This is a genomic window from Massilia sp. PAMC28688 (assembly GCF_019443445.1).
Taxonomy (GTDB): domain Bacteria; phylum Pseudomonadota; class Gammaproteobacteria; order Burkholderiales; family Burkholderiaceae_D; genus Telluria_A.
Genome location: NZ_CP080378.1, coordinates 4813420 through 4826047 on the forward strand (window position 1 = coordinate 4813420; position 12628 = coordinate 4826047).

Below are 12628 nucleotides of genomic sequence, written 5' to 3' on the forward strand. Positions count from 1 at the left end.
TGTACCTTACCCGGACGTCTTGGCAAAGTACACCGCGGCCTTTTTCAATATTTCACGCTCCTCCGTGACGCGCTTCAGCCCGGCCTTTAGCTGCCGCATTTCACCGCTCTGAGCGTTTACCGCCTTGCGCTCTTCCTCAGGGACGCCGTAGCGTTTCGCCCAGGCGTACAGGCTGTGGATGCTCACCCCGAGCCGCTCTGCAACTTCACTCACGGGGTGCCCCCGCTGCGCAACTTGCTTCACCGCTGTACGCTTATGCCCACCGGCCCCGGTATCCCCGCCCTAACGAGACATCGCAGTAGGTTATGGCTGACTTAACTCGAAAAAGTGTAAGCGAGCGAGGCGGTTTTCGACACCCGGTTTACGTTTTTTCGTTCAGAGGCCCAAAATGTGCCATTACTTCCTGTTTACGCTCATCTACCACTCACTCAATGTTTACAGATGTGCTAACTGTATAGAAGAGGACAATTTGGCGCATGATGCTCTGAGAGGTCAACAGGAAAGAAAAGAAACGGTGGCGCGCAGTATAGCAAAGCGCGCCGCCGGTTAGCGAACTGTCTCGACCCCGCGGTTGGCGAGCACGTCGGCCCGTTCATTGCCCGGGTGGCCGTTGTGACCCCGTACCCACTTCCATTCCACCTTGTGCTGGTGCTGGGCCAGGTCAAGCGCCTTCCACAGGTCTTCGTTCTTGACCGGCTCCTTGGACGCGGTTTTCCAGCCGCGCGCTTTCCAGCCGTGGATCCATTCCGAAATCCCTTTTTGTACGTACTGGCTGTCGGTATGGAGCACCACATCGCATGGACGGTTAAGCACGCTTAGTGCTTCGATGACGGCGCGCAGCTCCATGCGGTTGTTGGTCGTGTTGCGCTCGCCGCCAAAGATTTCCTTCTCGTGCCCATCGGCCACCAGCAAGGCACCCCAGCCGCCCGTGCCCGGATTGCCCTTGCAGGCGCCATCCGTAAAAATATCCACTTTACTCATTGATGCTTTCGTCAGCTATTTGCGATTGGTGGCAGGCACGGCCTGGCGTGCCGCCCCCGCCTTCTTGTTCCATGCCGGGCCGATCATGGTCATGCCCTTGACCCGCTTGACCGCGTGCACCATGTACACCGCGCCCAGGTAGGGCCACCAGCGCTGTCCCGCCTGCTCCATGAAGGCGAAGCGATTGATCCACCGCTCGCTGCGGCAAGGTGGTGCGTAGCAGCCAAAATGACTGCCGCCGACCCGGAGATTGAGCAATTTTAACCAGTCTTTCATGCGCGGCATAGAGATGAATTCCCCTGCTGAGGGCAGATACGGCGAGCGCACCAGCCGCCCCAGGCCCTGGCGCGCCCCCCACAGGCTGGCGGGATTGAAGCCGCAAATGATCACCTGCCCTTCGGGAATGAGCACGCGCTCGACTTCGCGCAGCACCTGGTGCGGTTCGGCCGCGAATTCAAGCACGTGCGGCAACACCACCAGGTCCAGGCTTTGCGAGGCGAATGGCAGCTCTTCAAAATCGAGCGCCACGGCAATCTGGCTACTGCCGGCGCGCGAGAGCAGCAATTGCGCGCTGGACGTGCGCGTGGCCGCCTGCCACTTGTTGGGCATGCGGTTGGCCGCCAGCGCATCGAGCTGCGGCAGCCCGATCTGGATGGCATTGAAGCCGAAAATGTCGGCCGTCAGCTCGTCCAGGCAAGCCTGCTCCCAAGCCCGCACGTACACCCCGGCCGGCGTTTGCAGCCAGTCGTCGAGCGCTATAATGGACTTCTCGGACGCTGCACTGTCCATGCCTCTCCTTGATTGAACTTCTTATGCCAAACCAGTCACACGCAGCCCTGAGCATTCTTGCCGTACCTGCTTTCAAGGACAATTACCTCTGGCTGGTCCACGACGGGCAGCATGCCGCCGTCGTCGATCCGGGCGACGCCGCGCCCATTTTGGCCGCGCTGGAGCATCATCATCTCACGCTCACCGCCATTTTACTCACCCACCACCACGCTGACCATATCGGTGGCGTCAAGGCTTTGCTGGAACTTGCCGATGTTCCCGTGTTCGGCCCGGCCCATGATGGCATCGAGGCCGTCACCATCCCGCTGGCCCAGGGCGACCTGCTTGCCGTCCCCGGCCTCAGGCTGCAGCTCCAGGTCATGGACGTCCCGGGCCACACCCTGGGCCACATTGCCTATGCGGGCGACCTGGGCGGCGAGAGCGTGCTGTTTTGCGGCGATACCCTGTTTGGCGCCGGCTGCGGCCGCCTGTTTGAAGGCAGCCCGGCCCAGATGGCCGAGTCGCTCGACAAGCTGGCGGCCTTGCCCGAGAGCACGCGCGTGTATTGCGCGCACGAATATACCTTGTCCAACCTGCGCTTTGCCGCAGCGGTAGAGCCTGGCAACGAAGCCATTGCCGAGCGCACCCGGCGCGATGCGGCCAGCCGTGCGCGCGGCGAAGCGACCATTCCCAGCACCATCGGCCTGGAAAAGGCAACCAATCCCTTCCTGCGCTACCGTGAACCGGCCATTGCCCACCAGCTGGCACAGGCGGGCATGGTGGGCCCGCAGGCCGCACCGCTGGAGGTATTCACGGCACTGCGCGAATGGAAAAACACCTTTTAAGGCGCCACCGCAGCGACGGGGCAGCGAAGCGCCCGGCCTGATTGCCCCTGCACAGCTGCCTGCACCAACAAAAAGCCCCCGGTCGCAGGCAATGCGCCGGGGGCGTTCTGGCAGGCCGAGGCCTTAGATTTCTTCGTACAGTGGCAGCGTCAGGAATTCCGCGAAGTCTTCCGACGTCGACATGTCTTCAAAGATTTGCGCGGCCCGCTCGTAGGTCGGGCTTTCGCCGTCCGGCGCCACGCCCTTCACCTTGGTGAGCTCTTCCGGAATCATGGCGCGCACCATCTCGGCCGTGACCTTGCGGCCATCTTCCAGTACGCCCTTGTCCGAGCGGATCCACTGCCATACCTGGGACCGGCTGATCTCTGCCGTGGCCGCGTCTTCCATCAGGTTATGGATCGGCACGCAGCCATTGCCTGCCAGCCAGCTACCCAGGTAGTGAATGCCGACATTGATGTTGTAGCGCAAGCCCGCTTCCGTGATCGGCGCTTCGGGCTTAAAGTCCAGCAACTCGGCCGCCGTGACATTGACGTCGTCGCGCTGCTTGTCGATCTGGTTCGGCTTCTCGCCCAGCACCTTGGTAAATTCGTTCATGGCCAGCTCCACCAGGCCCGGGTGGGCAACCCAGCCGCCGTCATAGCCATCGGTGGCATCGCGCGCCTTGTCGTTGCGCACCCCGCCCATGGCCACTTCATTTTTCTCCGGATCGTTCTTGATCGGGATGAGCGCGGCCATGCCGCCGATGGCCGGCGCGCCCCGCTTGTGGCAAGTCTTGAGCAGCAGCAGCGCGTAGGCGCGCATGAATGGCGAGGTCATCGTCACTTTGGGACGGTCAGCCAGGCAGAAGTCCTTGTCGAGCTTGAATTTCTTGATGCACGAGAAAATGTAATCCCAGCGGCCGGCGTTCAGGCCTGCGCTGTGCTCGCGCAGCTCGTACAGGATTTCATCCATCTCGAAGGCAGCGAGCACGGTTTCGATCAGGACCGTGGCCTTGATCGTGCCCTGCGGCAGGCCCATTTCCTGCTGCGCCATCACGAAGATGTCGTTCCACAGGCGCGCTTCCAGATGCGACTCCATCTTGGGCAGGTAAAAATACGGGCCGGCGCCGCGTGCCAATTGTTCTTTGGCGTTGTGGAACAGGAACAGGGCGAAGTCGAAGATGCCGCCGGAGACGCGCTTGCCGTCCACCAGCACGTGCTTTTCATCCAGGTGCCAGCCGCGCGGACGCACCACCAGGGTCGCGATTTTGTCCTTGAGCTTGTAGGTCTTGCCGTTCTGTTCGAGCGAGATGATGCGGCGCACGGCGTCGCGCATGTTGATCTGGCCGCTGATCTGGTTGTCCCAGTTCGGCGTGTTCGAGTCTTCAAAGTCGGTCATGTAGCTGTCGGCGCCGGAATTGAGGGCGTTGATGACCATTTTGCGCTCAACGGGACCGGTGATTTCCACGCGGCGGCACTGCAGCGCTTCCGGAATGGGGGCGATCTTCCAGTCACCGGCGCGGATGTGCGCCGTTTCGGCCAGGAAGTCGGGGCGCTCGCCGGCGTCCAGGCGCTTGGCACGGGCCACGCGGGCCGCGAGCAATTCCTGGCGGCGCGGCTCGAAGGCGCGCGAGAGCCGGGCCACCAGGGCCAGCGCTTCGGGCGTAAGAATGTGTTCGTAACCGGGCTTGATCTCGGCCGTGATTTCCATACCGGCTGGGGTGGCAAGTGTCATAGGTACTCCTGTAGAAGATGAAAGGGGGATGGCATTGGCGATTCGGATGAGTTCCAGTATATTCACTTACTGGTAGCTAAACGAGACAAATAATATATTCATCTGTGCGTTTTTGTCACAGATCGCCGGAGAGAGCATGGGGCAGTTCCGTCAAATATCGACCTTTGTCGAAGTCATCAACCGCGGCAGCCTGTCCGCCGCGGCCCGCGCAGAAGGCATTGCGCCGGCCATGATCGGGCGCCGCCTGGACGCGCTCGAGGCGCGCCTGGGCGTCAAGCTGGTGCAGCGTACCACGCGCAAGCTGGTACTGACCGATGAGGGCGCGGCCTTTCTGGAGGATTGCCAGCGCATCCTGGCAGAGCTGGAAGAGGCCGAATCGGCCGTCGCAGAACGCAGCGCCCGCGCCACCGGCCACCTGCTGGTATCGGCGCCGGCCGGCTTTGGGCGCCAGCACGTGGCGCCCCTCTTGCCCTCCTTCCTGGCCGAGCACCGTGACGTGACGGTCAACCTCAATCTCAACGACCGCCTGGTCGATGTGGTCGGTGAAGGCATTGACGTGGCGATCCGCATCGCCACCCTGTCCGACTCTTCGCTGGTGGGCATGAAGCTGGCCGACAACCAGCGCGTGCTGGTGGCCACCCCCGGCTATCTCAAGCGCCACGGCACGCCGCGCACCCTGGCCGACCTGGCGCGCCACAATTGCCTGGCCATCAGCAGCGAAGGCAGCCAGCGCGGCTGGACCTTCCGCGAAAACGGCAAGGTGGTGACATTGAAAGTGGCGGGGAATATGACCTGCAACGATGGGGCCGTGCTGCACGACTGGGCGCTGGCCGGCAAGGGCATCGCATGGCGGTCCATGTGGGAAGTGCACGCCGAGATTGATGACGGGCGATTGAAAACGGTACTGGAACAGTATTGCGCACCGGGCAGCGATATCTATGCCGTATTTGCCCAACGCCGCCATTTACCGCTGCGCATCCGCGCCTTTGTCGATTTCCTGCGCCATTCTTATGCGCAGCCCGGTTACTGGCGCAAGGCGCGCTAGCAGCAGCCATTCAAATACGACAGGCAAAAAAAAATCCCCGGAAACCGAGGATTTTCTTGTCGTTGTTCAGCTAATTACAGCGGCTGAATGTTCGAAGCTTGCTTACCCTTTGGGCCAGCGGTGACTTCGAAAGATACGCGCTGGTTCTCTTGCAGCGACTTGAAGCCTGCCGACTGGATAGCCGAGAAGTGAGCGAACAGATCTTCGCCGCCTTCGTCAGGGGTGATGAAGCCGAAGCCCTTCGAGTCATTGAACCATTTTACGATGCCAGTTGCCATTACAATTTCCTATTTCAGTTAGTTGGGCTTTCACCCGTTTTAGATCGTTTGAAGAAGCAAGAAAGAAATGACAGACAGACTGCACTACTACCTCGAATCCAACGATCCCGCATTATACCCAATAAATCAAAAAAATCACGTTCTCTGCAAAATAAACCTGAAGGCATTCGTAATAGTTCAGATACTCAACTTTCACGAAGCCCGATTGCAGCGGCAGTACGATGAATATAGGGCATGGATGCTGCGGAAGTTTGCGCTAAATCAAACGATCCTCGCACCAGTGTTTGCATTAACGCATAAGCAAGGGATCGATGGCGCACTATTGCGCCGGCGGTGACCCGGCGCCGTCCTCGGCTTTCGGGTCGATCTCGGCCCATGCGATGTAGGCGTCAAGCGAAGCGAGCCAGTCGTCCCAGTCGCGCGGCGCCACCGCGTCAAACGCCGTCAGCACGCGCAGGCGCTGCTCGAGCGCGCGGGCCTGCTGGCCAAAGCTGCGAAAGCCGAACGTGGCAGCCGATCCGGCGATGGTATGCAGCGTTTCCTGCAGCGCGGTGACGCTGGTCCGGTCCGGTGCCTGCGGATTGATCGCGGCGCGCTGCGCGCGCAGGCGCTGCAGCGTCGCCGGCACGCCGGCGGCAAACTTGTCATTCAAGGCGCGCAGGCGCGCGAAGAATTCCTGGTCGATCGGCGCTGCCATGCCTTTACTTGGTCCCGAAAATGCGGTCGCCCGCGTCGCCCAGGCCCGGCACGATATAAGCGTGGTCGTTCAGGTGCGAATCGAGCGAGGCCACATACAGCTTCACGCCAGGGTGGGCATCCTGGAATACCTGCACGCCTTCGGGCGCCGTCACCAGGGCCAGGAAGATGATCTGGTCGTCGGACACGCCGCGCTTTTTCAGCACATCCACCGCATGCACCGCGGAGTTACCGGTGGCGACCATGGGGTCGCACAGGATGAAGATGCGGTCGGCCGTATCAGGCAGGCGCACCAGGTACTCCACCGGCTTGTGCGTTTCAGGATCGCGGAATACGCCCACATGGCCCACGCGGGCCGACGGCACCAGTTCCAGCAGGCCGTCGCTCATGCCGATACCGGCGCGCAGGATCGGCACGATGGCCAGCTTCTTGCCGGCGATGACGGGCGCGTCGATGGTCTCGAGCGGGGTCTCGATCTTGCGCGTGGTGAGCGGCAGGTCGCGCGTGATCTCGTAACCCATGAGCAGCGTGATTTCCTTGAGCAGTTCGCGGAAGGTGCGCGTGGAGGTGTCGCGCTCGCGCATGTGGCTCAGCTTATGCTGGATCAGCGGGTGGTCGAGGATGAACAGATTGGGAAAGCGTGGATCTTGTTTCATGGTGTGGTCTTGTTCCTTATGGGGCCTGGCGCCATTATCCCAGCGCCTGACAGGTTTGTGCGCATTTTGACAAATATAGTTGCTATATCGGCGTAGGCAGCGATGCCGGCAGTGATACAGGCAGCGCCCGCGCCAGGATCGCGCCGCAGTCCACGCCGTCGGGCAAGCGTCCAAACGCGCCGCCGGCATCGCGCGCGATGCGCGAGGCGACAAAGGCCTCGCTCACATAGCCTGGCGCATGGCGCAGCAGCAGGGCTGCCTGCACCGCCACCACGATACGCTCGGCCAGCCGCCGCGCCCCGTATTCGTCGCCCTGGGGATGATCGAGGTCGGCCAGGAGCGCCTCGCGGAAGGCATTGAAAGGGGCGTTGTCATTGCCGGCCAGGGCCAGTTCGCCCGCCAGTGCCGCGCGCGCGGCCGGTGTCTTGCCGAAGGCGCGCAGCAGGTCCAGGCACATCACATTGCCCGACCCCTCCCAGATGGAGTTGACCGGCAGTTCCCGGTACAGGCGAGCCAGCGGGCCGTCTTCCACATAGCCATTGCCGCCCATGACTTCCATCGCCTCGGCGCCAAAGGCGGGGCCGCGCTTGCACACCCAGTACTTGCCGGCCGGCGTCAGGATGCGTCCCAGCAGCGCCTGGGCCGGATCATGGAGCTGGTCGAAGCAGCGCGCCAGGCGCAGGGCGAACACGGTGGCCGCCTCCGATTCGAGCGCCAGGTCGGCCAGCACATTCTGCATCAAAGGCTGCTCGGCCAGTGTGCGCCCGAAGACGGCGCGCCCGCGTGCGTGATGCAGCGCATGGGTGAGCGCGGCGCGCATGATGCCGGCGCTGCCCACCACGCAGTCGAGGCGCGTATAGCCGCCCATTTCCAGGATGGTCGGAATGCCGCGCCCCGCCTTGCCGACCAGGTAGCCGGTGGCGCCGGCAAACTCCACCTCGGACGACGCGTTTGAGCGGTTACCCAGCTTGTCCTTGAGGCGCTGTACGCGGATCGCGTTGCGGCTGCCGTCGTCCAGAAAGCGCGGCACGAAAAAACACGACAGACCGGCGCTGCCTTCGGCCTCGGTCTGCGCCAGCACCAGGTGGGCGTCGGACTGCGGCGCCGAGAAAAACCACTTGTGCCCCACCAGGCGCCAGCTGCCGTCGGCCAGTTCCTCGGCACGCGTGGTGTTGGCACGCACGTCGGTGCCGCCCTGCTTTTCCGTCATGCCCATGCCGATCAGGGCGCCGTGCTTCTGCGCCACGGGCAGCGAGCGCGGGTCGTAGCGGCGCGAGAGAATCTTGGGCAGCCACTTGTCGGCCAGCGCGCCGCCGGCCTGGCGCAGCGCCGGCACGCAGGCGTAGGTCATCGTGACCGGACACTGGGCCCCGTTTTCCACTTGCGCGAACAGCAGGTACTGGGCCGCGCGGGCCACCTGGGCACCCGCTTCGCCGCCATCCCATGGCGAGGCGTGGGCGCCGTTCTCGATCATCAGCGTCATGAGCGCATGCCAGGCCGGGTGAAACTCCACTTCATCGACGCGCCGTCCGCTGCGGTCGAAGGTATGCAGGCGCGGAGCGTTGATGTTGGCCTGGCGGCCCAGGTCCAGCACCTCGGCGCGGCCGAGCTGCGCGCCCAGCGCATGCAGGCGTGCTTCGGCACTGCCGCCACCCTGGTGCTGCAAGGCTTCCTGCAGCGCGGTATCGGCGGCGAACAGGTTGACATTCTCGAACGGCGCTGCCTGGTTCAGGACTTCATGGGTATCAAATGGGTGCATCTGGCTCTCCGTAGGGACTGCGAAGCAGGCTAGCGCAAAGCCATGGCGGTGGCAAGTATTGACAAAAAATGATGCATGCCGGCGCTGCTTGTCTGACCTTGATCAAGGAAGCTGCAGTCATTGCCGCATGGCGCCGTTTTTCATGCGATTCGGCATTTTTTGATGCTACATTTCTTGCCTTTCCTGTCGCTAACAGCTGACCCATCTGATGATGCAATCGCATACACGAGGAAAGTGAACCATGAATAGCGCAAGCGGCCCGTCCGGCCAGCACAGCTTACCGAACGCCTTCGAGCAAGTGATGGATGCGGCCGGCGACATTGCGCTGCGCCTTGACGCCAGCGGCACGGTGGCTTATGCCAGCGCGCGCAGCCGGCGCGCACTGGACCTGGCGCCCGGCATGTCGCTGCTGGCGCTGGCCCATGACGACGACCAGGCGCGCCTGCGCGCCGCGCTGCAGGCGTGTGCAACCGGCCACGCCAACGCGCCGACACTCATGCCGGCGCACCTGCACGCCCTTGGCAAGGCCACCTGCTACGAGCTGCGCCTCTCGCGCCTGGCCGAGGGCGACGAAGCCCTGCTGCTCATCGGGCGCGACATCAGTACCCAGAACGCGACCGAGCAGCGCCTGCGCCACCAGGCCACGCACGACGCCCTCACCGGCCTGCCCAACCGCCTGCTGCTGTCCGACCGCATCCGCATGGCGCTGGCGCGCTCGCGCCGCCTGGCCGAAGGCTTTGCCGTGGTCAGCATCGGGCTCGATGGCTTCAGGAAGGTCAACGATGGCCTGGGGCACACGGCCGGCGACGCGGTACTGCGCCAGGCCGCGGCCAGGCTGCGCAAGACGCTGCGCGACAGCGACACCTTAGCGCGCGCAGGCGGCGATGAATTCATCGCCCTGCTCCCTGCCACCCACAGCGAAGCGCAGGTCAAGCTGGTGACGGGCCGCCTGCTGGCGGCGCTGCAGCCTGCGTTCGAAGCGGAAAACCATGCCGTCTACATCGGCGCCTCGGTGGGCGTGGCACTCTACCCGGAGCACGCCGAAGACGAGGCGCGCCTGATCGCGCTGGCCGACGCCGCCATGGCCATGGCCAAGCAAGCCGGCAAGGCGCGCTGCGTGGTCTACAGCGCCCCTTGCGGTCCGGACGCGGAGCACGACATCTCGCTGGAAGCTGCCATGTTCAGTGCCGTACGCGAGGGTGAATTCATGTTGTTCTATCAGCCCATCGTTGACGCCTCCACGCGTGAAATCCAGGGCTTTGAAACCCTGATGCGCTGGAAGCATCCCACGCTCGGCCTGGTTCCGCCTGCCCGTTTCATTCCCATTGCCGAGACCAATGGCCTGATCAACCTGCTCGGCGCGTGGGCGCTGCGCTCGGCCTGCATGCAGCTCAAGCAATTCGAGGCAGCCTGCGGTCGCAAGCTGTACATGTCGGTCAATATCAGCCCGCGCCAGTTCCGCAGCGACCACTTCCTCAAGGTGCTCGACGAGGCGCTCGCGTTTTCCGGCGTCGACGGCCGCCAGCTGGTGCTGGAAATCACCGAAGGCACGCTGATGCTGGACCCGGCCCATGCCGAGGCGGTGCTGGTCAAGATGGCCGAGCGCGGCGCGCGGATTGCCATCGACGACTTCGGGACCGGCTACTCCTCGCTCGCCTACCTCAAGCGCTTCCCGATTTCCGTGCTCAAGGTGGACCGCGCCTTTGTCAAGGACTTGCCCGCGTCATGCAAGGATGGCGCCATCTGCAGCGCGGTGCTGGACCTGGCGCGCCACCTCGAACTGTCGGTGGTGGCCGAAGGCGTCGAAACGGAGGACCAGCTGCGCTTCCTCGACCGCCAGGGCTGCCACTACGTGCAGGGCTACCTGACCGGCCGCCCGATGCCGGCGCACGTGGCGCTGGCTGCACTGACCGACACCTACAACGAACTGCGCACAGGCCTGGCATGAACTCCAACACACTATCTCCCGTCCAAGCCCGGGCGGCGGCAGGCGCCACCCTCACCTTGTTATGGGAGCGCATCGGCCAGCACGGCGACATGCCCGGTTTCACGCGCGCCATCGGCGCCATCCTGTGCGCCATGCGCGGCGAAGACGATGCGCAATTCAACATGACGCGCACCGTGCTGTCCGATCCCGTCCTCACGCACAAGGTGCTGCGCCTGGCCAACAGCGGCATGTACGCAGCCTTCGGCCAGCGCGTGAGCACCGTCTCGCGCGCGGTACTGGTACTGGGCGCGGACGCCATCGGTCACCTGGCGCTGGGCCTGAAGGCAATCGAAGACGTGGCGGGATCGGCCAGCAGCGCCGTCAGTGCCCATGCGGAGATGGAAAAGGCGGTCCTGTCGGGCGTGGTGGCGCGCCAGATCGCCGACGCCGGGCTCCGGGGCGACGGCGAAGAAGCCGTGGTGTGCGCCATGCTCCATTCGCTTGGCCGCATGACCGTGACCTACTATCTTCCTGAGCGCTGGGCGGCCATGCAGGCGCATGCCGGCCAGGGTCTGGAAGAACAGGCCGCTCCCGCCGTGCTGGGGTTGACCCTGGAAGATGTCGGGCAGGCGACCGCCCAGCGGTGGGGGCTGCCACGCCGGCTGGTCGAGAGCATGCGCGCCAGCGGTCCGCGCAGCGCAGGCCAGACGGGAGCCGACGGTGACTGGCTGGCCACGGTGGCCACCCTTGCCTCGCGCTGCGCCGCCGCGCTCTGGCATGATGATGACCGGTCGCGCGCCACGCTGCGCGCGCTGGCGCACAGCTTCGGCCCCGTGCTGGGCCTGCAGCCCGGCCAGATCATGGGGGCCGTGGACCTGGCGCGCGGCGCCGCCGCAGCCCAGCTGTCCCTGGCGCCGCTTGCCAAAGACGTGGCCGTGGCGCCCGTGCCAACCGTGCGGGCGGCGCTCGCGCGCCGGATTGCCGATGGCGTGGCCGACATGCGCCAGGCCGGGGGCAGCGCCCGCCCCGGCCAGATGGTGGCGATGGCGCTTGAGACAATTTACCAGGGCCTGGGCTTCACGCGCGCGGTGGCCTTCCGGCGCCACCGCCAGGATGCGCGCTACGTGGCCAGCATGGGCCTGGGGGAAGACATCAGCGCGCGCCTGCCAGCGCTGCACTTCGATGACAGTTACCTGCCCGACGTGTTTCATGCGGCGCTGGCGAGCGACCGCGTGATCTTCATCGCCAATGCGTGCGAGCCGCAGTTCCGGCGCAGGCTGCCGGCGTGGTGGAGCGCGTCATTGGGGCAGGCGCGCAGCTTCGTGATTTTGCCGCTGTGCAGGAATGGCCAGCCTGTGGGATTCCTGTACGGCGACTGGGTGCCGGACCTGCCGCAGCCTCAGCTGGACCAGCAACAGTTCGCCGCGCTCAACGAGCTGCGCGCCATGGTGGTGGCATCGATCGCGGGACGCCGCGCGTGAGCGGAGGTTGGAGGTGCAGTGGAACGGTTATGCTCAGCTGAACATAAACGTTCTTATGGAAAGCATATTGTTATGCGGAGTAAACGGACTTGGGACGACGGCGACGCCTGTTTTGCCTGGTTCCTATCCACCACCCCGCTCTGGTTCTCTTCACATAACGCCGCAGTCCTTCAGGACAAACCTGCAAGGAGAGCACATGCTTACTTCCTCTTCAAATCCGCGTCGACCATTGCGCGGTGTCGGGGAGTGCCGGCCCACATCTTGATCGGTTCGTCGATTGGCTGGTCGATTGGCTGGTCGATCAAGGCTACCGACGTGCTTCCATAAGGCGTCATGTTCGCGAGGTGGTCAACTTCGCCGCGTGGGCGGAATCCGTCGGACTTGGCACTGCACCGCTGCACCATGACGCGCTGACGCAACTACACGACCATCCCACGACGCGCGGTCGACAGCGCGACCCACGCGGCAACCGCCCCATA

Annotated in this window: 11 protein-coding genes and 1 pseudogene; 4 read left to right on the plus strand and 8 right to left on the minus strand. The window is 64.1% G+C overall.

Annotation, left to right across the window (positions count from 1 at the left end; translation table 11 throughout):
* Nucleotides 1–6 precede the first annotated feature (6 nt).
* The 3 genes and pseudogenes from KY495_RS21440 to KY495_RS21450 form a co-directional block, all read right to left on the minus strand.
* A pseudogene (locus KY495_RS21440) lies at nucleotides 7–246 on the minus strand (transposase); the annotation flags it as partial.
* Nucleotides 247–546: 300 nt separating this feature from the next.
* A complete protein-coding gene (rnhA, locus tag KY495_RS21445; RefSeq protein ID WP_219881311.1) occupies nucleotides 547–981 on the minus strand; it encodes a ribonuclease HI in 435 nt (144 codons plus the stop codon).
* A 15-nt stretch (nucleotides 982–996) separates the two neighbouring features.
* Nucleotides 997–1770 (minus strand): class I SAM-dependent methyltransferase, encoded by a 774-nt coding sequence (locus tag KY495_RS21450; RefSeq protein ID WP_219881312.1) that lies wholly within the window; start codon nucleotides 1768–1770, stop codon nucleotides 997–999.
* A 23-nt stretch (nucleotides 1771–1793) separates the two neighbouring features.
* Between KY495_RS21450 and gloB the strand changes: the two genes are divergently transcribed.
* Entirely contained in the window at nucleotides 1794–2594 is an 801-nt protein-coding gene (gene gloB, locus KY495_RS21455; protein WP_219881313.1) for a hydroxyacylglutathione hydrolase, read from the plus strand.
* A gap of 123 nt (nucleotides 2595–2717) precedes the next feature.
* Here gloB and aceB read toward each other — a convergent pair whose 3' ends face one another.
* Complete coding sequence (gene aceB / locus KY495_RS21460) at nucleotides 2718–4307, minus strand: malate synthase A (protein ID WP_219881314.1); 1590 nt, start codon at nucleotides 4305–4307, stop codon at nucleotides 2718–2720.
* Nucleotides 4308–4443: 136 nt separating this feature from the next.
* Between aceB and KY495_RS21465 the strand changes: the two genes are divergently transcribed.
* Complete coding sequence (locus tag KY495_RS21465; protein WP_219881315.1) at nucleotides 4444–5352, plus strand: LysR family transcriptional regulator; 909 nt, start codon at nucleotides 4444–4446, stop codon at nucleotides 5350–5352.
* Between the two features lie 74 nt (nucleotides 5353–5426).
* On the opposite strand, the gene KY495_RS21470 is transcribed toward KY495_RS21465, so the two are convergent.
* The 4 genes from KY495_RS21470 to KY495_RS21485 all read right to left on the minus strand — a co-directional run bounded on the left by KY495_RS21470 (nucleotide 5427) and on the right by KY495_RS21485 (nucleotide 8741).
* A complete protein-coding gene (locus tag KY495_RS21470; protein WP_008448165.1) occupies nucleotides 5427–5630 on the minus strand; it encodes a cold-shock protein in 204 nt (67 codons plus the stop codon).
* Between the two features lie 319 nt (nucleotides 5631–5949).
* A complete protein-coding gene (locus tag KY495_RS21475) occupies nucleotides 5950–6327 on the minus strand; it encodes an Hpt domain-containing protein (RefSeq protein ID WP_219881316.1) in 378 nt (125 codons plus the stop codon).
* 4 nt (nucleotides 6328–6331) lie between these two features.
* On the minus strand, nucleotides 6332–6982 hold the full coding sequence (gene upp, locus KY495_RS21480) for a uracil phosphoribosyltransferase (protein WP_219881317.1): 651 nt from the start codon (nucleotides 6980–6982) through the stop codon (nucleotides 6332–6334).
* Nucleotides 6983–7064: 82 nt separating this feature from the next.
* On the minus strand, nucleotides 7065–8741 hold the full coding sequence (locus tag KY495_RS21485) for an isovaleryl-CoA dehydrogenase (protein ID WP_219881318.1): 1677 nt from the start codon (nucleotides 8739–8741) through the stop codon (nucleotides 7065–7067).
* 241 nt (nucleotides 8742–8982) lie between these two features.
* On the opposite strand from KY495_RS21485, the gene KY495_RS21490 reads away from it, so the two are divergent.
* Entirely contained in the window at nucleotides 8983–10689 is a 1707-nt protein-coding gene (locus KY495_RS21490) for a bifunctional diguanylate cyclase/phosphodiesterase (protein WP_229518407.1), read from the plus strand.
* On the plus strand, nucleotides 10686–12149 hold the full coding sequence (locus KY495_RS21495) for an HDOD domain-containing protein (RefSeq protein ID WP_229518408.1): 1464 nt from the start codon (nucleotides 10686–10688) through the stop codon (nucleotides 12147–12149). The genes KY495_RS21490 and KY495_RS21495 overlap by 4 nt, the downstream gene beginning before the upstream one ends.
* Nucleotides 12150–12628 lie beyond the last annotated feature (479 nt).